Raw genomic sequence first — 20,094 nt, 5'->3', positions numbered from 1 at the left:
CGAGATAGTCCTATGCAATTGTGACATGCTGCGTAAAAAAATCAGCGCTTTGTTTCAAGAAGTACGCCCGCAATCTTTTCTGCAAGCTTTTCAGCGACTTGTTCCTTGCTCATTTCCGGCCATTCTTCGATACCGGTGCGGCTCAGAATGCGTACGCGATTGCGATCCCCACCCATCACATCGCCAGAAACGTCATTGGCAACTATCCAGTCGGCACCTTTCTTGTCAAGCTTGCGGCCTGCATTGGCGAGCACGTCCTGCGTTTCCGCAGCAAAGCCCACCACAAGACCGGGACGCTTCTCACTATGACCAATACCGGCCAAAATATCCGGGTTCTCGACCATGCTAAGCGTCGGCGCACTTTCACCGGGCTGCTTCTTAATCTTCTGATCTGCCGCATTGGCCGTCCGCCAATCAGCAACCGCTGCCACCATCACGGCAGCATCAGCAGGCAAACGGCTTTCCACTGCCGCCTGCATTTCACGCGCTGTTTCAACATGGATGACTTTGACGCCTTGCGGATCAGGGATCGTAACGGGACCCGAAACCAGATGCACCGTGGCACCCAACTTCGCGAGCGCGGCGGCAATGGCGTGCCCCTGCTTGCCGGACGAACGATTGGCGATATAGCGCACCGGATCAATCGGCTCATGGGTCGGTCCAGACGTCATGACAATTGTCTTGCCCGAAAGCGGTTTTGCCCGTGGCGCAAGCAGAGTTTCAACAGCTGCAACAATAGCCAGTGGCTCGCTCATGCGGCCAGTGCCAGCCTCACCACTTTCCGCCATCTCACCTTTTTCAGGACCAATGAACCGCACGCCATCATTTACCAGGGTTAGGCGATTGCGCTTTGTTGCCGGATTTTCCCACATGGCCGGGTTCATCGCTGGCGCAACCAGCACCGGAATTTTTCGCGCAAGCAGCACGGCACTTGCCAGGTCATCCGCCAAACCATGTGCCATCTTGGCCATAAGATCAGCAGTCACAGGCGCGACAACGATCAGATCGGCATCCCGTGCGAGCCGAATATGCCCGACGTCCTGCTCGTCCTCACGTGAAAACAGATCAGTGAACACATGATCGGCGGACACCGCACCAATGGTTAACGGCGTTACAAATTGCTGTGCAGCTGATGTCATCAAAGGACGCACATGCGCGCCGCGTTCACGTAGGCGGCGAATGAGATCAGGCGCCTTATAAGCGGCAATCCCGCCGCCAATAATGAGAAGAATACGTTTGCCCTGCAATGTGCCCGCGGCCGGAACAGAAGCTGGCGTGACAGCGCTCACTCCGTCAACCCCGCCAAGCAGAAGACGGGCTTCCTCTTCCATCGACCTCCCGTTTTGCGCTGCGCGAACGCGCAGCCTTTCTTTAGCGGCATCGTCAAGATTGCGGATTGTAATACTGGCCATTTGATTGCACCGGTCTAATGCTGATGCAATCAATGAAATCACTGTTTTGCTGATTAATCAACAATGTGTTGAATTAAAGCTCGATATAGAGCTTAATCGCTATCGCTGCGAGCGAAATTGCAATCACAATCTGTGCGATCCGACCCCAGCGCGAATGCCGTGCTTCGGCGCGTCCGATGGCTTCAGCTGTAGCCTCATCAAAGCGCAGACCGTTGAGCGCCATCTCATCAAGTGCCACCGATGCACGCTCGACACGCGCCACCAGTTCAGGTGTTTTGCGTGTGAAATGCAGCAGTGCATAAGCGCTGTCTTTTGCATCAAGCAACATGCCCTGCGGCCCGAGATTCTTACGAATCCAATCCCCAACCACCGGTTCGGCTGCCTTCCACATATTGAAATGCGGATCGAGCGTACGCGAAACACCTTCCACCACAACCATTGTCTTCTGAAGCATCAGAAGTTCTGGCCGCGTTTCCATGTCGAAAAGCTCGGTCACTTCAAATAGCAGCGTCAGCAGCTTGGCCATGGAAATGGTTTCAGCTGGCTGACCGTGGATCGGCTCGCCAATGGCCCGGATTGCCTGCGCAAAGCTCGCCACATCATGTGTGTGCGGCACGTAACCAGCTTCAAAATGCACTTCCGCCACACGCATATAGTCTCGCGTGATGAAGCCATAGAGAATTTCAGCGAGGAACCGCCGCTGCTGCTTGTTGAGCCGCCCGGTAATGCCAAAATCGACCGCAACAATCATGCCTTGCGGATCAACGAACAGATTACCCGGATGCATGTCGGCATGGAAAAAACCGTCGCGCAACGTATGACGCAGGAAGGACTGGATCAGCGTTTCGGCGATCTTTTTGAGGTCGAACCCTGAAGCACTTAGTGCTTCCACGTCCGACATTTTGATGCCGTCGATCCATTCAAGCGTCAGGACATCACGCCCGGTACGTTCCCAATCGACATTGGGAACACGAAAGCCTGTATCATCTTTAATATTCTCGGCGATTTCGGAAAGTGCTGCCGCCTCAAGCCGCAGATCCATCTCGATACGCGTGGTCTGATGCAGCGTTTTCACCATCTCGACGGGACGCAAACGCCGCGTAAAAGGAACATGGCGCTCCTGCATACGGGCGACCATGAAGAAGCTCTCCAGATCGCGTGCAAAGCGTTGGCGCACGCCGGGGCGGATGACCTTGACCGCAACCTTGTGTGGCGCGCCATCCTTCATCACATAAGCCGGATGCACCTGAGCCATCGATGCTGCCGCAATCGGCGCGTCAAAGCTCACAAAAAGATCATCGATCTTGCGGCCAAGAGAATTCTCGACTGCCGCAACTGCTTCAACCTGCGGGAAGAAATCGAGCCGGTCCTGCAGCAGTTCAAGATCAGCCGCCACATCCTTCCCGACAATATCGGGACGCGTTGCCAGAAACTGGCCAAGCTTCACATAAGACGGGCCAAGTTTGTTCATCGCACGCGAAATACGCTCGGAACGAGCGGTATTTTTCGCACGTTTGCGCGCAAGCAGCTTGGCAACCTTATGCCCCAGAGCAGGCAATCCAGCCGCATCATCGACAGGCAGTGAACTCAACACGCCTTCGCGCGCCATAATCCAGCCAGCACGCATCAACCGTAGGGCCGCAGAAATATTGCTCATATCGGACTCAGAGCTTCCAGCCGGAATGAAGTGCTGCGATACCGCCCGTGAAATTGCGATAGCTTACCCGCTCGAAACCCGCATCGCGGATCATGCGTGCAAAGTCTTCCTGCTTTGGGAACTTGCGGATAGATTCCACCAGATAGCTGTAGGAATCGGCATCACCCGTGATCATCTTGCCAATCTGCGGGATAGCCTTAAACGACCACTGATCGTAAACCTTGTCGAGAAGCGGGAGTTCGACCTCGGAGAATTCGAGACACATGAAACGGCCGCCCGGTTTCAACACCCGATAGGCTTCAGACAACGCCTTATCGATATGTGGGACGTTACGGATGCCGAATGAAATCGTGTAGGCATCGAAACTTGCATCTTCAAACGGCAGCTCTTCTGCACTGGCTTCAACAAATTCGAGGTTTTCAGCAAGCCCCTTCTTGATCGCGCGCTCACGACCCACACCAAGCATGGAGCCATTGATATCGAGGATGGTGACATGCGCCTGACGACCAGAAGCTTCAACAATACGGAATGCGATATCACCCGTACCACCTGCAACATCAAGCGAAGTCCAACCCGGGCGCTTGGACGGTGCCAGCCAGCCGATCATCGCATCTTTCCAGACGCGATGCAGCCCACCGGACATGAGATCGTTCATCACATCGTAACGCTTGGCAACCTTATGGAAAACGTCGTTGACCAGCCCTTGCTTGGCATCTTCATCGACCGCTTTGAAGCCGAATGAATGCTCCATGCCACCTTGCGCGCCCACGCGGTCCGCATTGCCGTTCTGCTGGCTCATAACTCATCCTGCCGGTTCATGTGCGAAACGAAGACGATCTCCGTTTTCCGTTTGCTTGATGCATATAAAGCTTGTACCGGACGATACAAGCACAGACCGCCAGCCGATACCCCTTTTGTGATCTACTGGTCAGATTCAATCAGATAGAGACGCGCTCCAGACTTGCGGAACTGTGTAAAATGGTCGAAGACAGAGAAAACTGTGCGTGTGCGCTTGCCACGCGTTTTCTCCGGCATCATTCGCCGCTAAAGCATTTCTAATAAAAGTGCGAAGCGGTTTTTCGTTGGATAATGCGTAAAAATAAATAGAGCGGTTCCAACGATTCAGTCCTAACTGGAACCGCTCTAAGGTCAAAAAAGATAACAAGAAAAGTGGAAAGAACATGGGCGTTATTGTCGTCAGCCACCCGCTTGTCCAGCACAAGCTCACCATTATGCGCAAGCGCGAAACCTCAACAGCAAGCTTCCGGCGTTTGCTGAAAGAAATATCGCTGCTGCTTTGCTATGAAGTGACGCGCGATCTCGAACTGACCACCATGCACATCGATACACCGATGATGCCAATGGAAGCACCAATTCTTGAAGGCAAAAAGCTGGTCTTCGCTTCCATCCTGCGCGCAGGCAATGGCCTGCTTGAAGGCATGCTGGATCTGGTGCCTGCTGCCCGCGTGGCACATATCGGCCTCTATCGTGACCACGACACGTTGCAGCCGATTGAATATTACTTCAAGGCGCCGGAAGATATTGTCAATCGCCTCATCATCGTGGTCGATCCAATGCTCGCCACCGGTCATTCTGCGATAGCAGCTATCGACAAGCTGAAAGAGCGCGGCGCAACCAACATCCGCTTCCTCTGCCTGTTGGCAGCCCCGGAAGGCATCGAACGCTTCACTGCAGCCCATCCGGATGTCGAAGTGTTCACGGCTTCGATCGATGAACGCCTTGATGAAAAAGGCTATATCGTGCCGGGCTTGGGTGACGCTGGCGACCGTATGTACGGCACGAAGTAAGTTTCAAACCGTACAATAGAAAACAAATTAATCCGCGCTGGCTGCTCGATAATTGGTATTGAGCAGCCAGCGCGGATTTTTTATCTTCTCAACATCAAAAGAGACGGAAGATTGATCATGTCCACGGAAACGCGCCTGATGGAACTTGAGATAAGGGTTGCTGAACAGGAAAAGACCATTGAGGAGCTTTCATCTGTCCTCGCCGAGCAGTGGAAGACGATTGATCAATTAAACAAAAAGCTGTCCGCGTTAACGGATCGTTTTCTGACACTAGAGGGACAAACAGCTCCTGAAATCCCTGTCACCAAGCCCCCACACTGGTAAAATCATGATTGAGATTATAACGCTTGCTGATCGTGCCGACCTTGCCGCAACCTGCGCTAAATGGAACCACACACAGTGGGGATATTTGTCGGGCGCAACCGAAGAAGACATCGTTTCCGGGTTGCAGGAGATCATCCACTCCACTGACGGGCAGGCTGTCCGTGCGGCACTCTGGAATGGCGAACTCGCAGGATTCGTCCTTTTGATCCACAATGATCTGGACAGCCACCCTCATCTCAAGCCGTGGGTTGCGAGCCTGCTCGTTGCACCGGAATACCGTGGGAGAGGAGTTGCGAAAGCTCTTATGACCGCAATTGAAGGCGCTGCCCACCAGCTCGGCTACAGCGAAGCCTATCTTTATACGGACAAGCCCGACCTTTACCGCAAAATTGCCTGGGATGACTTCGAGGAGCTCAAGGGCGACGATGAAGGCATGCTGATCATGAATAAGAAAATCGCGCGGTCATAGCCGCGCGATCTTTCCACTTTTATGACGCCGCCGGTATCGGGCAGCTCACGCCAGTTCCACGCAGGCCGCAATAGCCGTTCGGATTCTTGGCCAGATATTGCTGATGATAATCTTCCGCGTAATAGAACGTCGGAGCATCTGCAATCTCCGTCGTGACGGATCCGAGACCGCGAGCAGCAAGTGCATCCTGATATGCGCCCCTGCTCTTTTCCACAATTTCACGATCAGCCTGATCGAAGGTATAAATCACAGACCGATAGGTTGTGCCGATATCGTTGCCCTGTCGCATTCCCTGTGTCGGATCATGCTCTTCCCAGAACAGTGACAACAGCTCTCCGAGGCTCACAACATTCGGATCGTAAACCACCAAAACCACTTCAGCATGCCCGGTCAAACCAGTGCAGGTTTCCTCATAGGTCGGGTTCGGCGTAATTCCGCCTGCATATCCAACGGCGGTAACATAAACACCACGAACCTGCCAGAAAAGCCGCTCTGCCCCCCAGAAACAGCCCATACCAAACATGACCTGCTTCATGCCCTCAGGCCATGGACCTTTAAGCGGCTGACCCGACACAAAATGCTTCAAAGCCGTAGGAATAGCATCCCTACGACCCGGCAAGGCGTCGTCCTGCGAAGGCATTTCAATCTTCTTGCGATAGCTGTCTAGGAAACCCATTCAACACCTCCTGAGACGCACGGGATATGTGCGCAATCCTCTTGGATAAAGCCGCCTCCAGTCATCATTCTCTTCCGAACGGCTTAGGCTCAAGCACTGAAAATGCCCAATGGCTTCTCACGTCGATGACCGGCTATGTAAAACAGAAGCGCAAGAACACCGAAAACGAGCCAGCCGGGCTGTTCAAGCACGGGAAGCAACAGCCTGTCCCACACTGCAGACCCTATATAGTGCGTCACGAGCGCTTCTGCATCCCCCAGCGTCTCGGGCGCACCACGTGCCCAAATATCAAGAAGCGATTTGGTCACCAATTCCGAGGCACCCACAGAACGCGCACCATCAAGAATGGCGAAAATGACACCTATCGCCAGAAACAAAACCGCGAAACTACGCAAAACAAAACGAAACACGATTCTCTGCCTTTGAATTTATCCATAAGCATCATGCAAAAATGTGCGCTATTTGCCATTCAATCTATGCGTTACCAGCCGCTAAATTATACCACAAACCGACTATTGCACCCAAATCGAAGAAATTTCCGAAACATGCTCAGAATAATATTATGTAAAAACAATACCTTAGGCTTATATTCATGGACATTGCATAGGCCACAATAAATTAAAGCGAAAACTGGCAAATAGCAGTTGAACATATGTGTATTCTGGCTATATTGCGCGCCGCAGCACCTGTTTTGGCAACTAACCAATGCCTGATTTGAAAAGTGGTGGTGCGTTTGCAAGAGTTCTTACCGCACTGCGGATTTCAAGACAGCAAATCAGACGGAGAGGTGGCCGAGTGGTTGAAGGCGCACGCCTGGAAAGTGTGTATACGGGGAACCGTATCGCGGGTTCGAATCCCGCTCTCTCCGCCATAGCTAACTTATTGATTTAATTGAGAAGAAGATTGTCGTTTTGGGACCTTATACCCCAGTCCCTACCCCACGGCAGATTATCGTGTATCTCAATATTCATCGCAACAGTTTTCGATTCCAAATTGCCGTCCCGACCGATTTGCAATATTTGATTGGCAGATCACCGCTGCGCATTCCGATTGGCCGCATCCCTGCGCTAACAGCGCGTCGCTTAGCCCGGGTGCTTTCGGGTCATGCGGAAAAACTGTTTACGGCGGTCAGGATGAGGGATTACGGGGCTGTGACGCAAAACGACTTGCGTAATGAGATTATAAAAGAGCTTTCGGAAATGGTTGAAGCTCTCACGCATCAACTGCAGGACATCACAGAAACGACGGAAAAGCGCGTCGAACTGGCTGTCCGCAAGGCAGAACTTTCGATGCTGACGGAGCATTTTCAGCAGCAAAAGGATTTCAGCACCAGGCTCCAAACGCTTGGCGGAAGCATCGCGCATGTCCAGGAGCAGGTCAAAAATCTGCCTAACCGACCTGGCTCGAAAAAGATCGATGCGCTGGAAGGCGCAGTATCTGCGCTAGCGCGGCAAATGCTGTCTCTTACGCAGAACGTCGAGACGTCCCTGGACGGCGGTCGGCCCCGGCCCCTATTGTTGGATGTACTAGAAGACTGGACGCAAATGCGCCGGGGACTGGCCATCGATGAAAAGAAAATCAAGACGGATTATAATCGGATCAGTGACTTCTGCGAATTCGCAGGAAATAAGCCTGTTAACAAATATTCCTATTTCGATTTCCAAAAATGGTCCAACCTCCTTGTACGCGTTCCTCAGAATCATAACAAAACCCCTGAAATTCGTGAGATGACGCGGGAAGAAGCAGCCGATTATAATGACCGCCTCCTTTCAAAAAATCGGCTTCCGACGCTGACCGAAAAGACCATCGACACGAATTACCTGTCGCCTCTGCGCACGTTTTTTAAAGATATGGCTGCTGAATATGAGTTCAGATCGCCATTATCAGACGTCGAGATTCGAATTTCCGCCGCCGCTGCTGAATCAATCGAACGGCAACCTTTCGGAACACCGGAATTGAACTTGTGGTTTAAACACGCAGCGCAGGAGACGCGAGCCGATATGAAATGGCTACCGCTTTTGGGCAGCGTAACAGGCGCTCGTATTGGCGAGCTGATCTATCTGCAAGGCAAAGACGTTTATCTGATGTCGGCATCAGACGGCTCGCAATACTGGGTGCTCGACCTTCGCACGAATATCATTACGAACGAGGGAACAGAGAAGAAGCGCAAACTGAAAAACAAGTCGTCGCGACGTCTGATCGCACTCCATGACTGCTTTGAGACCGCCGGGTTCATCGGCTATGCACAAACCCGAAAGGCGGATGAGTGGCTTTTCCCTGCGAGTTTTTATTACGGCAAAACACGTGTCAAAGACCCGGCTGATGCCGCATCCAAACGGATGAACAGGATGCTCCGAGATGTAGGAATTCACACACCTCTGGAACGTGTGTTTCATTCAACGCGCCACACGGCAAAAGATATCATGCGGCTCGCGCAGGTGGATGAAAGAACGCACGACCTGCAAACAGGACATGCATTCAAAAGCCCTTCGCAAAGTTATGGTTCAAAATCGCTGCGAAAGGAAGAGATCGAAGTTTTGCGTTCCATTCCGCTACCGGACGGCCTTGATCTATCGCCTTATTTTGAATCAAAGGAATGATATTTACTGGGCAGCGTGAAAAGTCCAAAAGCTCTCAACATCTCAGTTACCTTCATTGAAGGTTCGATACGTAGTGGAAACACCCCGCTCAACTAAGATTGAATAAGGCAACCCCAGATTGCGTGGAGAGAAACGATGCGAATTTTTGAATCGCCTTCGTGGATTGTGACATCCCAAGCTTGGTGTTTAGCCCTCCATCGACGTCACAAATCTCAGCATAGGTCCTGCCCGATGGGTCATCATCCGGACAAAATATCACGTCCCAATAGAAGCCCCGGTTTCCAATAGGAGCGTTTGCGAGTTTCCCAACAGTCTCACCGACAAAGGTATAAGTCGCCATTCCGTCGCAGTACCCCACTACGGCACGCGCGGTCACGCGCTCGCCTCCACATCCGATCCTCTCAAGAAAACCTGTTGCTCCAAGCGCATCCCACATCGGTTGAGTTAGACCACCGGGGAAGCTTTTACTGGCATTTTTCTCAAGTATCAGCCCGGCATGTTCAACTATGCACGGAGCGAGGATTGTCTTGTACGCCGAACGCACTTTATGACGGACCATTTCTACGATATCGATTTCTAGCGGTTCCTCGGTAGGAGTTTCGGATACCCGAAAATCAATCAAATCACCAATCCGGTGGCTTGTACCCTTTTCATCTTGGAAATTGATGTCGGCAATGATAGCGAGTTCTTCGTTTTTGAATTTGCTAAGCGTAGCATAGAAGATAGTGCGTTTATTCATGACACGATCTCCTCTAGGACCTCAACAAGCGTCTCTGTACGTTTATCCCCATAAGTGGGTATGATCTCGATGTTTCGCTTTTGAAAAAGGGTATACTCAAAATCAGACGGATTGTTGACGACAATATAAGCTCTCTTCCCAGTATCACTATCGGGCAATGACTTGAGCAACTCGTTCAATAGATCAAACAAAAACCCGATGTTTAGGTCACTAAAGCTGTAACCTACAAATAGCGCGACCCTGTTCAGAAGATCGGAGCGGAGCTTAAAATCCAAGGGAACATCATAGCGCAGCCTTTTATAATAATGCGCTTCCGAGAACACCATCAAATCAGGATTGTTGAAGTCTCCGTGGAACTTCACAACTTCAACAGGATCGCTTCCACCCATATCTCGCTCACGTGCGACCACCTTAACTTGCCTACCTGCTAAACGCAGGGATCGTTCCAGCAAATCGTCGTAATTTGTTGTGTAGTACGTTTTCGAATTGGCGAAGCTGGCGAGTGTATTGTGCACTTTAGAGGCCTTGACCGCGTCATCGTTGACATCAAATTTGCGGACGAGCCAATTAGTCAGCGGCGCGAAATTTCCCATCTTCTGCTCAAAGAATTCCAGAATCTGTAGATCTGTCCCCCGATAGCGAAGAAGTTCGGGATCAGAATACCCCATCAGGCGACATGCCTCGCTCACCATCTCCGACCATGACGGACCTCGTTGAGCAGTCGTCGATCCTTGAGTCGTCCATGTTAACGACATGGAAGCTCCCGCACCAACGAACGGGACTACACGGCCTTGGCGATACAGTTTTTTCAATTCTGCTGGGACCGTGGCTTTCATGGTTTGGTCACCGTCAATCTCGTAAGTGAATGATGATGGGGTATGTTGTTATGAGGATGCGTCTCGAAGAGAATAGCGTCGGATAAATGCTCAAAGTGCCAGCCATCGAACATCGAAACAAACCATTTATGGTCGAGCAGCAGCGGATGAAATTCCGGATGTGCGGCAAGGTCGTGGCTGCCTGAGTTAAAGGACACTAAAATGAAGGTACCACCGGAAACAAGTGCCGACTGTAGATCGCAAACCAACCGGCGCGCCAGCGCCTCTGAAGGCAGACAATGCGTAAGCCCATAGGATACGATAATATCGTATGAGTTCTTGGGATAATTCACTTTGAGGGCATCACGGTGAGTCCAATCGATGGCCTCGTTCGGGAACAATATCCGACCGTTCCTAATCGCAGCAGCAGAACATTCCAACGCGGTGACCTTCGCGCCTGCGCGTGCGAACGCGGCGGAATTCTTACCTTCTCCTGCGCCGACATCCAGCACCCTCAGCCCAGCCGCGCCGTGAGTGGCAAGGTAATCTCTTACAAGCGATCCTGCGTTGGTTCCCCAAAAGCCTGTAACAGCCTCGTATCCGTCGTCATAGCCGCCATTCGTTTCAACGAGCATTCAGTTCCCCCATCAGAGTGGACAACGCCCGTTCGTAAGCATCAAGTCCAAGCCAATTGATAATAATAATGTCAGCGTCCCCCGTCATGTAGCGGATTTTGCTTTCAACGGGCGCAGCGTAGTGCTTGATGAATTCTGGAAAAGTTATGTCATTTTCGTTATGCCCTTCTCGGTCTCGGTACATCTCGAAGGCCACATCAGGCGGCGTGTAAACGTAAAGTAAGGCCACTGGCAGTGTTGCATACTGTTTAAGAGCCTCAAGTGTTTCTGGATGCCTGATTCCATCAATTAATACACGGTCTGACTGTGTCGCGGTTACCTCCACCGCTAACGCTCGCCCGAGCCTGTTCGGGCCATCGGGACTAGTGATGAAAACCTCAGCTGACGATTGAAACACGTCACGGGGCGTATCTGGAACTGGAGGCATCTCCATTAGCCTCGCCAATACCTGGCCTGAATTCACGCCTGTGTAACGAAATTTATTGCGCAAAAGATTGCTTGTCGCAGATTTGCCCGAACCAATCGAACCGACGACACAGAGGACGTGTGGTCCCTGGAAAATAGACTTTCTCTGAATTTTGTAACTCGGAACCATCTCCATCGAGCTTTTGAAAAATTCTCTGAGCACAAGCTGAGACCAATACTCGAACTCCGAGAGGTTGATCGGCTCTTTCAACGTATCGAGCCACTTGATTTTGTTGATAGATACCTCTCCGCGCCCGACGGATTTCCATTGGGACCAGTCGTCCACCCAGTACCGTAAAACCACAGCCATGTGCCGGACGCCAACATCAGACGAGTCGTCGTTCAATATTCCAAGAAATTCTAGGTCGTCTGGGTTCACCCGAGGTCGACCATTCGGCAGCATCAATTCCTCAGAAATTTCTCGCGCTGCATTTTGTCTAACTCCAAGATCACCGAGGGAGAAAAGATCTCTATCGTCTTCACTCACATGCCCCCCGAAGCCGACACATTGCGCCCCGCGAAGGAATTTTGCCGCCCGGTTGTACAAGCCTCGTCGGAAGGCCAATATTTTCGATTGATACTGGATAACAGTGTATGTGACGATCTGCTTATATCCATCATCCGTTTCGGCGACAGAACGCGGTATGTATGTTACCTCGGCCTCCCCAAGTTCTAAAAGCGGATTTGGCGGAGCTGCATTTCCTATGCCCTGATACTGCAAAAAGCGTTCGTACGCCGTTCTAGGGATACAGAGAACCAACTCTGACGATGGTACCGGTGCTCGGCGTTCTGCGCGATACACCTTCAGCGCATCTGGGTCGTTGGACTGTTGCTCCGCAAGCAGTTCACGAAGATAGAACCGTCCACGACTGGTTCTCACGAAGGGCGACTTGTCATTGTTTAAGATGTCTATACTTAAGCGTGCTTGCATAGATTTCTGTGGTGTGCGACTAAGCCCCGCAGCAGGAAATAACTCATCTTCAAGGCCATAGTTGACGAGCGCGCGCGCAGTGAGAGGCCGCTTATGCTTTTTTAGTACGGTTTCTGCGACCCAAAGGTAAGTGACGTCTTCCAATTCGCTAATCAACCCAAAGTAATAAGGTAAAAGACAATCGCCTATATAGTGCTCAGCGTAACATGGCTAATTAGTGGGGTGGCGAGCTTATCCCCAGTAATTGAATGTCGAAGGGATAATTCATAAGCGTGAAGCAGAATGCAACTCTTATGGTCGTCCCGGTTCAACCGCGCTTTTAGAAAGCCTAGCCGAAGTCAACCTCTTCTTCGCGTTTCTGCATGCTCTTCAGCAACCGCAGCCGTCGCGGAGGCTTCGAAGTCAGCAGCTCGTTGATTTCATCACCCGTAAGACATCCGCGTTCGATCAATACGTCGGCAAGCCTGCGAACATCATCGCGCCGTCGCTCGATGATACTTTTGACTTCTGTCATGCACTGTTGAAGCAGTCCTTCGACTTTCTTCTGGATGTCGAGGCGGGTTTTCAGAGCCGCCAACACGGGTTCGGAATCGGACTGGACAAAAGACGTGAGGAGGTCTTGCTGACCTGTGGAAAGCCACATACGAGCCGCCCACCACGTTGCTTCTTTGAGATCTGCTTCGCCGCCGTCATTTCGCTCACCGAAAAAAATATCTTCGGCAGCGAGACCGCCGAGAAGATGTTTGATCATCAAGACAATCTGGTTTTTTGAACGCAGATAAATTTCGGCGTCCGGCCGGACGATAGATACGCAACCACCGTCGAAACTATTGGAATCAGTCAAAATCTCCCGCGTAACTTGCGCGAACTTGATCGTTTTCCCATATTCCAAAGCAATAATACCGTGGCCAGCTTCGTGTACGGCCGACATAGCAAGCACTTGAGCTGGCATTGGCTCGCGAGTTGGAAGAGCTGCCAGCAAATTGTCGATGACCATATCACGACGAGCCCGCCGCGCTGTCCGACGCGCCTGACGAACAAGTGCCTCAAGCCATGCGCCTGCCATGCCCTGCGAGCGTTCGACGACTGGTGAAAGATCAACTCCCTCGAGATCGCGTTTCAGATGAAACCGCAAAATTCCTTCGCGAGCGGCTTCATCCGGCAGCGGAATTTCGATGACCTTCTCAAGGCGACCTGGACGGCGCAGTGCCGGATCAACACGGTTTGGATCATTGGTCGCGCCAACGACGACAACACCCTCGCGCCCGGCAACGCCGTCAAGACATTCCAAAAGCCCATTGATGGCTTTCACGTCGTAGCTCGCGTTGTCGGAGTCACGGCTGTTGCGGTCGCCAGCGGAGTCAAACTCATCGATAAACAGGATGCACGGTGCCTTTTTGCGTGCAGCCTCGAACGCTTTCCGCATGGCCTTGAGATAGTCCCCGAGATGTCCGCAGGCTTGCCATTGTGCCATGGAGGTCGCCACTAGCTCGACGTCACAGGTGCGCGCCAAAGCCGCCGCAAAGGTGGTTTTTCCCGTGCCCGGAGCACCCGCCAGCAAAATACCCCGATCAACTTCCGACCACGAAATCCGGCCCGCCTGCCAGTCAGCCAAATCGATGGCGAGGTCGCGACCCCACTCACCTGCAGCGCCGAGGCCGTGCAGGTCGTTAAGCGTGGGCGCGCTCGTGTCTGATGCAGGCACGACAGCTTCTGCTGACTTACCATGCTTTTGGGCTTCGAGATACGCATAGGCCAGTTCGCAAGATTTCAACGGATGTCGACCCTCAGAAAAGATGCTCATCAATTGGTTCACGGGAACCGCCATCAGTTCACGTCCGATTTGCGCATCCAGGTAAAAATCGCTGTCGATATATTTCTTGACCGCATTTTCCAGCGCACTGGGCGTGCACTGCAGCGCGATCTCGGCATCGACAAATCCTGCAATTTCCGCAGGAATTTTCTGACTGGGTGTCATAAAAATGAAAACACGACGATGCTCGAATAGAACGTTCAAAATGCCATCTTTGCCCTTTCGCTTCGCAGTATCTTCGTAGACGTCAAAATCGACGGCTTGGGACTTTTCGGGCCGATCACCAACAAATTTTTGCCGGAACGAGCCGTCCAAAATTCCGTCGAGAGCGACGTAAAATAGCGTTTTTTCCTCATCATCGCGGCACCTGACGACGAGAACGCACGGTTTCTCGACATGAAAATAATCGCGTGCAGCCACCGAAGACGCGCCATTGCGGATTGCATCTACAAAGCACTCGTACAAAAGCCCGATGCGAAAACTGTCGATGACCGGATCGACGTAATTGCTATCGGCAGGATCGTCCGCGCAGACTTCTTCCAGCTCGCGCTCGACGCCTTCAAAATCGAGATCATCGAAACCCTGAATATCGTGATGCTGGTCTTGCTTTTCAGTAGGCATGAGTAATTTCTCCTGAATAATTGGTGCTCAACCTGCGGGAGCGCAGGGAGCTCGCATGTGCATGTGCAATCGTTGGAAAGTGTGCGGCGGATGGATCAGACCGTAGCGAAGGTCGCGAGACCAGGCAGAGCAGCTTTGAGATGCTGGAAAGCGCGCGGGCAGAAGGACACATCCGGCACATCGACGCCGACGTCTCGGCTCAGACCAATGCTGTCGAGACGTCCGTGGGTATGGCCGTAAAAATGATAGCTGCCGCGATGTGAGCCCGGCCAGGTGCGATGCGCATAGTGCGACAGGAACAGCCGTTCGCCACTGTCCGTGGTTGTCAAAGCGTGCACCGGTGCCTGATCCCAGGCGAGATCGGCCAGATAGCTAAGTGTGTTGCCGTCATGATCAACATCGTGGTTGCCAAGAACGAGGATCTTGCGACCGTTCAACCGACGGAAAATCTGACGGGCATGCGCTGCGCCGCCGAAGCTGAAATCGCCAAGATGATAGATGATGTCGGTTGGACGGACGACGCTGTTCCACGCATCGACCATGAACTCGTCCATTTCCCTTACAGATAAGAATGGGCGATCACAAAAGCCGATGGCGGCCTCGTGCCCGAAATGCGTATCGGCGATGTAAAACTTTTGAAAGTAAGTCACGTTGGGTTCCCTTCGAATACAATTGTGCAATGAAAACAGGCCATTGGCCCGCAACGGTCATGCAGCTATTCGTATCGAGAGAAGGAACCTCATTTGTTTACGCCTCGGAATGAGCGCCCTAGCCAGAATTAGTCCGGCACCAACGCTGTGATGGCCATATACTAGGATCTTTTTCCTATTTCAAGTGGAAAATTTGATCTACCCCCCGCAGCGCGAATTTCGTTACGGCAGGTATTTTCGTTACGGGCAAATCTGCGGCATCGCTAGTCTCACTGGGGCAGTCCTGTGTGAGCCTCACTGCTTGGAACCATTTTCAGTCTCGTATGATCGGCTATTGACCTTATGAGACCTTCGACTCACCATGTTTGAAAACCTATTGATACTATTGGATGATTTCACATGGATACAGTTGCCAGCCAAGCTCTGGGCCAGATTGTCGGCTACGCCCGTACATCCACTACCGATCAGAAAGCGGGCCTTGACGCCCAGCTTCGAGACCTGAAGGTAGCTGGTTGCGTAAAACTGTTTCATGAAGAAGTTTCCGCCGTCGCCACCAAACGGCCCGAGTTGGAACGAACGCTCGATTACGTCCGCGAAGGCGACACGCTGATCGTCACAAAACCTGACCGCCTTGCGCGTTCGACGGCAGACTTGCTGGCCATCGCGAAAACGCTGGAAGACAAGGGGGTTACGCTACGCATCCTGTCGATGAACGTGGACACCGCCACCCCGACGGGGAAGCTGATCCTGACGGTGTTGGGTGGCATTGCTGAATTCGAACGTGATCTGATGCTTGAGCGCCAGCTAGAAGGCATCGCAAAAGCGAAAGCTGACGGCAAATACAAAGGGCGGAAGGCCACAGCGCGCGCCAAAGCTGCCGACGTGCTCCGTCTGAAGCAGGAAGGTTTGACAGCAAATGCCATTGCTGCCCAGCTTGGCATCGGCCGGGCCAGCGTTTTCAGGATACTTCGCGAAAGAGCCTTGTAACCGACATGACTGTCACATCGGAACGAGCTGTAATTTCCTGTAGTCTGACACCAATGGCCACACGCTGGGGATAAAGGGCCGGGAGTTGATGGCCCATTTTCTGAATGCAACGAAAGAAAATGGAACTGATCAGTGTAGCCAAATTCACATATACGGTTCGGATTCCCTTCGGCGGGGCTGTGAACGACTAAATAAGAACTGCGTTTCTGCCCTTCTTTTCCTCCGGCGCGGTGGCGTTCAAAAGCCATGTCTCCTGGAACCCGTTATGCGAATCGCTCAACTCATTTTGCGGAATGCTCGCGGATCGCTGATCCAGTTGGTCCATCGCCGAGCCGCTGAACGACCGTTGTTGACCCACATTTCGTTGAGTGTTTTTCCCTGAGCGGGAGCTTCGTCTAAGTATGGATAGATGCCAAGGTATTCTTGGCCTTCATAGCTGTATTGCTGACTGTGCGTTACAGGTAATATTGCGACGGCACCGTTAAATCCATCGAAATAACCCAGCTCCCACGGCATCCATTTCGATGAACGGGAATTTGCGGTATGCACATATATGAGTGACTTGCACTGACGCATCCGGAGTCGGATAACCTCAGCAGTTGCTGGAGTGACATTGCTTCGGTCCAATTGGGGATCCTCAAGCCAGTCTACGTAGACCGTTTTGCCATAGTCTTCCAACACGCCTTTCACGCCTAGGATTATCTCGGCGTCTGAAGTCGAATGACTGAGAAAAATGTCGAAGCTTGACTTGGTTTTTGCCGCCAAGGCTTCTTCTTTGAGGACGGCTTTTGCCGTTCTCCAACTTCCAGCCTGACGCTGGGCACGCTGCCGGATGCGGCTTTCCGTGAATGTGGACACCGATTTCCTCCCTGTTCTTCAATAGTTATTATTCTGACCGTGCGTCATAGCGGAGCAATGGGACTGCAGACCGTAACTTCAGCCCTCTATCAGTAAATGAGCGTCGGACTATTGCTTGAACGCATTGGTCGCGACAGGTCATACTCGCAGCACGCACGATAATCATAGGCGGCATCAATCATCGTCACGAGGTTGTTCAAACTTCTCGCGATACGGTCCCATGTGGTCACGGAAATCTTGGCCTTTGGATCCAATAAATTATCGATGATGCGGTCAGGCAGGTATGGATAGCGCCGTTCATACTCCGCCCGGTCACTGACGGTGCTCCACGAGGTGCAATCAGGATAGACCGCGGCCTTCTCAACTTCGTGTGCCGCCGTCCAATATGAGGGGCTGGTGGACGGAAGTTGAATGACGAGGATTCCAGACTGCTTGTTGACCGTTCCATCATACATGCTGGAGTAGATCTCCCAATCGACATGCTTTCGTCCTTTGGTCTCCGTACCGACCAGAACGATGGTAACGCTCGAATCCCTGAGATAGTCATCTCGGATGATCCGACGAATGCTTTCGGTTGGCAGATTATCGTTAACGTCGTTGGTATCAACGGACACGTCAATGAACAGGCCATATTCTTCAGCCCATTGTTGTAACTGGTTTTTGGCCCACTGGTCGTTGGCGTGATGGTAGCTGATGAAGACTTTGTGCATCGTGTTACTTTATTTTCCGTGCAGTCGCCGCGATTTTTAGGATTGGGTCAATCAGTTCGTTGAGGTTCTCACGCGGCTCGCGTAATTCCTTCAGCGCATCAAGCAGAGCGACATCCCCGCCCGCGTTGTCACCAATCCAACGGTCGGCTAACTCAGCGGCAGCATAACTGGTGGCACCTATAGGAATGCAGGTCACGCCATGTTGTCGGGCGATTTCGAACTCGCGGATCATGCCGTCGGCAATCACAGTGTCATCGCCAGCCTTCTTGTTGCCGAACAGAAACAATGCGATGCCCGATGACGATATTATGTCTTGGCGATAAGCCTCCCAGACTTCCTTCCGCTTGGCTTCATCGGCGATAAATTGCGGAAAGGGCCGCATCAGCATCCGATCTTCGAGATGCCCCTGCTGACGGTCGGCGTAAATCGCTTCGAGTGCACCAGTAAACAGCGCATTGCCGACGCCCAGACCCATACCCGTTGCGACGCGAAGTTTGGCCGAAATCAAGGCTGAACCCAACGTCCGCATGAAGCTTGTGACCGCCGCTTCGCCCCATGGCGAGAAATCACTCGCGCTCGACGAAACAAAGATCGTCCGGCTGCGATATTGCCGCTCGATTTCAGCCAGGATGTCGGTGATTTCGCTATACTCATCGACTAGCAGAGGGCGAATATTGAATCGCTTCAGGTCTTCGAGCACGAGCGCTTGTCTGATTTTCCCGTACTCAAACTCGGCATCGCTCTCACCTGGGCGGCGGGTTCGATTCCGAAAGATGGCATAGTGACGACGCTGATTGTTTTTATACGTAATCCGCACCCGGGCGAGGACCTGTTCAAGATTCGGATCTGTAAAACTGAACCCGAGGAACAAGAAGGTTTTTGATACAAGATCGCCGGAGAGCGCATTAATGAACGCTCCACGATCACTCGTATAACGCTCGTAATCATCGCGCGTCGCAACCGCCTCATCTGGGCGGTCAACATCCCCGTGCATCTTGTAAACGATAGCGTCGCGACGGGGCTGCGTATTCGCTAACTGCGGCACAGCCCATTTAACATCAACAATCTTGCCTGCGCCTCTCAGCGCGTTTTCGATCAGCTTGTCATAATTGGTCGTCCAGTAGGTCGCGATGGGAAGCCGCGCCAGCAATCTGTGATTGCTCGTGGGCGGGTTATCCGCCGAAAAAGCGTTAACTATAGCTGTATGAAGAGCGTTTCTGTTCTGGTGATTCGCGTTCACATGGAATTGCGCCACCGCGACTAGATCCGACTCCTTGTCGACATTGAGATGGAGTTCTTCTGCCAGAGGTCGGACCAGATTGGCCCAATCCACAAAGCCAGCAGGAGCGGACAAGCCAGCCCCAGCAAAGATCGCAGCGTTACCCACCTCAATTTCCGCAAGAAAATTGGCAACAAACCCCTTTATATCATCCCGCATTCATCGACTCTTCGTTAGCCACAGGTCTTACGGTCTGGCAAATACGAAATGACGCCCCCGCCCCCTCTCAAGATATGAGCGAGGGAAGATATTTATTCAACCTCAATGGATGCTTAAATCACAATATCGATTAGCACAGAGGAGTGCGGCCGCTTTTGGGAGCGTACGAGCGATACGCCATTGGCAGAACCGGAGACGCAAAGTCACCGTTCTGCAGCTTGCCGACGAAGGCTTGATGTCACTGCCAATGGGTGCACGACATTCTGGCTCAAACGGCATCCGCAGTATGATGGTTTCCAATCCCGCCGCATATATTACGCCCCTCCTCCGTTCTTCCAAACCTTGTGGATAGGCTCCGGCTCATCCATTAGAGCGTCGGGCGCTAATCATGCAACACATTGAGCTGCTTTGAAGAAGTTTCGGCACTCTTGTGGCGAAAACAGATCGCAGACGGAGCCGAGGGCTCTCCACAGCTCGTCATAGGTG

The 20,094-nt window shown here is 52.3% G+C and carries 19 protein-coding genes and 1 tRNA gene; 6 read left to right on the top strand and 14 right to left on the bottom strand.

Going from position 1 to position 20,094, the window contains the following annotated elements; translation table 11 throughout:
* Window positions 1-41: 41 nt before the first annotated feature.
* From coaBC to ubiE, 3 genes are all read right to left on the bottom strand, one after another.
* On the bottom strand, window positions 42-1,412 hold the full coding sequence (coaBC, locus tag OIV19_RS10900) for a bifunctional phosphopantothenoylcysteine decarboxylase/phosphopantothenate--cysteine ligase CoaBC (RefSeq protein WP_264231654.1): 1,371 nt from the start codon (window positions 1,410-1,412) through the stop codon (window positions 42-44).
* A gap of 73 nt (window positions 1,413-1,485) precedes the next feature.
* Window positions 1,486-3,069, bottom strand: a complete 1,584-nt coding sequence (ubiB, locus tag OIV19_RS10895) for a 2-polyprenylphenol 6-hydroxylase (RefSeq protein WP_095447274.1) — start codon at window positions 3,067-3,069, stop codon at window positions 1,486-1,488.
* A gap of 7 nt (window positions 3,070-3,076) precedes the next feature.
* Window positions 3,077-3,868, bottom strand: coding sequence for a bifunctional demethylmenaquinone methyltransferase/2-methoxy-6-polyprenyl-1,4-benzoquinol methylase UbiE (gene ubiE, locus OIV19_RS10890; protein ID WP_095447275.1), 792 nt, complete (start codon window positions 3,866-3,868; stop codon window positions 3,077-3,079).
* Between the two features lie 382 nt (window positions 3,869-4,250).
* Here ubiE and upp point away from each other — a divergent pair, with 382 nt between their 5' ends.
* The 3 genes from upp to OIV19_RS10875 all read left to right on the top strand — a co-directional run bounded on the left by upp (window position 4,251) and on the right by OIV19_RS10875 (window position 5,670).
* Complete coding sequence (gene upp, locus OIV19_RS10885; protein ID WP_095447276.1) at window positions 4,251-4,877, top strand: uracil phosphoribosyltransferase; 627 nt, start codon at window positions 4,251-4,253, stop codon at window positions 4,875-4,877.
* A gap of 117 nt (window positions 4,878-4,994) precedes the next feature.
* Complete coding sequence (locus tag OIV19_RS10880) at window positions 4,995-5,201, top strand: SlyX family protein (RefSeq protein WP_095447277.1); 207 nt, start codon at window positions 4,995-4,997, stop codon at window positions 5,199-5,201.
* A 4-nt stretch (window positions 5,202-5,205) separates the two neighbouring features.
* Window positions 5,206-5,670: a GNAT family N-acetyltransferase gene (locus tag OIV19_RS10875; protein WP_264231653.1), complete on the top strand. Its 465-nt coding sequence runs from the start codon at window positions 5,206-5,208 to the stop codon at window positions 5,668-5,670.
* 19 nt (window positions 5,671-5,689) lie between these two features.
* On the opposite strand, the gene msrA is transcribed toward OIV19_RS10875, so the two are convergent.
* Both msrA and OIV19_RS10865 read right to left on the bottom strand, forming a co-directional pair.
* Complete coding sequence (msrA, locus tag OIV19_RS10870) at window positions 5,690-6,346, bottom strand: peptide-methionine (S)-S-oxide reductase MsrA (protein ID WP_264231652.1); 657 nt, start codon at window positions 6,344-6,346, stop codon at window positions 5,690-5,692.
* An 89-nt stretch (window positions 6,347-6,435) separates the two neighbouring features.
* Window positions 6,436-6,756: a hypothetical protein gene (locus tag OIV19_RS10865; protein ID WP_264231651.1), complete on the bottom strand. Its 321-nt coding sequence runs from the start codon at window positions 6,754-6,756 to the stop codon at window positions 6,436-6,438.
* 371 nt (window positions 6,757-7,127) lie between these two features.
* On the opposite strand from OIV19_RS10865, the gene OIV19_RS10860 reads away from it, so the two are divergent.
* Window positions 7,128-7,217, top strand: a tRNA-Ser gene (locus tag OIV19_RS10860).
* Window positions 7,218-7,299: 82 nt separating this feature from the next.
* The gene (locus OIV19_RS10855; RefSeq protein WP_264231650.1) at window positions 7,300-8,946 is read left to right on the top strand and encodes a site-specific integrase; all 1,647 of its coding nucleotides are present in this window, start codon (window positions 7,300-7,302) and stop codon (window positions 8,944-8,946) included.
* A gap of 88 nt (window positions 8,947-9,034) precedes the next feature.
* On the opposite strand, the gene OIV19_RS10850 is transcribed toward OIV19_RS10855, so the two are convergent.
* From OIV19_RS10850 to OIV19_RS10825, 6 genes are all read right to left on the bottom strand, one after another.
* Window positions 9,035-9,685, bottom strand: coding sequence for a non-canonical purine NTP pyrophosphatase (locus tag OIV19_RS10850; protein WP_264231649.1), 651 nt, complete (start codon window positions 9,683-9,685; stop codon window positions 9,035-9,037).
* Window positions 9,682-10,521 carry an SIR2 family protein gene (locus OIV19_RS10845; protein ID WP_264231648.1) on the bottom strand — a complete coding sequence of 280 codons (840 nt, stop codon included), beginning with the start codon at window positions 10,519-10,521 and terminating at the stop codon, window positions 9,682-9,684. The genes OIV19_RS10850 and OIV19_RS10845 overlap by 4 nt, the downstream gene beginning before the upstream one ends.
* Entirely contained in the window at window positions 10,518-11,135 is a 618-nt protein-coding gene (locus OIV19_RS10840; RefSeq protein WP_264231647.1) for a class I SAM-dependent methyltransferase, read from the bottom strand. Before OIV19_RS10840 ends, OIV19_RS10845 begins: the two co-directional genes overlap by 4 nt.
* A complete protein-coding gene (locus OIV19_RS10835) occupies window positions 11,125-12,675 on the bottom strand; it encodes an HTH domain-containing protein (RefSeq protein WP_264231646.1) in 1,551 nt (516 codons plus the stop codon). Before OIV19_RS10835 ends, OIV19_RS10840 begins: the two co-directional genes overlap by 11 nt.
* 184 nt (window positions 12,676-12,859) lie before the next feature.
* Window positions 12,860-14,965 (bottom strand): AAA family ATPase, encoded by a 2,106-nt coding sequence (locus OIV19_RS10830; RefSeq protein WP_264231645.1) that lies wholly within the window; start codon window positions 14,963-14,965, stop codon window positions 12,860-12,862.
* A 95-nt stretch (window positions 14,966-15,060) separates the two neighbouring features.
* Complete coding sequence (locus OIV19_RS10825; protein WP_264231644.1) at window positions 15,061-15,615, bottom strand: metallophosphoesterase family protein; 555 nt, start codon at window positions 15,613-15,615, stop codon at window positions 15,061-15,063.
* Window positions 15,616-16,014: 399 nt separating this feature from the next.
* Here OIV19_RS10825 and OIV19_RS10820 point away from each other — a divergent pair, with 399 nt between their 5' ends.
* Entirely contained in the window at window positions 16,015-16,602 is a 588-nt protein-coding gene (locus tag OIV19_RS10820) for a recombinase family protein (RefSeq protein WP_264231643.1), read from the top strand.
* A gap of 276 nt (window positions 16,603-16,878) precedes the next feature.
* Here OIV19_RS10820 and OIV19_RS10815 read toward each other — a convergent pair whose 3' ends face one another.
* The 3 genes from OIV19_RS10815 to OIV19_RS10805 all read right to left on the bottom strand — a co-directional run bounded on the left by OIV19_RS10815 (window position 16,879) and on the right by OIV19_RS10805 (window position 19,608).
* A complete protein-coding gene (locus OIV19_RS10815) occupies window positions 16,879-17,460 on the bottom strand; it encodes a TIR domain-containing protein (RefSeq protein WP_264231642.1) in 582 nt (193 codons plus the stop codon).
* Window positions 17,461-17,549: 89 nt separating this feature from the next.
* Window positions 17,550-18,170, bottom strand: coding sequence for a TIR domain-containing protein (locus OIV19_RS10810; protein WP_264231641.1), 621 nt, complete (start codon window positions 18,168-18,170; stop codon window positions 17,550-17,552).
* A 4-nt stretch (window positions 18,171-18,174) separates the two neighbouring features.
* Entirely contained in the window at window positions 18,175-19,608 is a 1,434-nt protein-coding gene (locus tag OIV19_RS10805; protein ID WP_264231640.1) for an SIR2 family protein, read from the bottom strand.
* Window positions 19,609-20,094: the final 486 nt, after the last annotated feature.

Origin of the sequence: Brucella sp. HL-2 (assembly GCF_025846885.2) — a bacterium.
GTDB classification, from domain to species: domain Bacteria; phylum Pseudomonadota; class Alphaproteobacteria; order Rhizobiales; family Rhizobiaceae; genus Brucella; species Brucella quorumnocens.
Note: the sequence above shows the minus strand (reverse complement) of the source record. Positions and strands in the feature narration are given on the sequence as shown.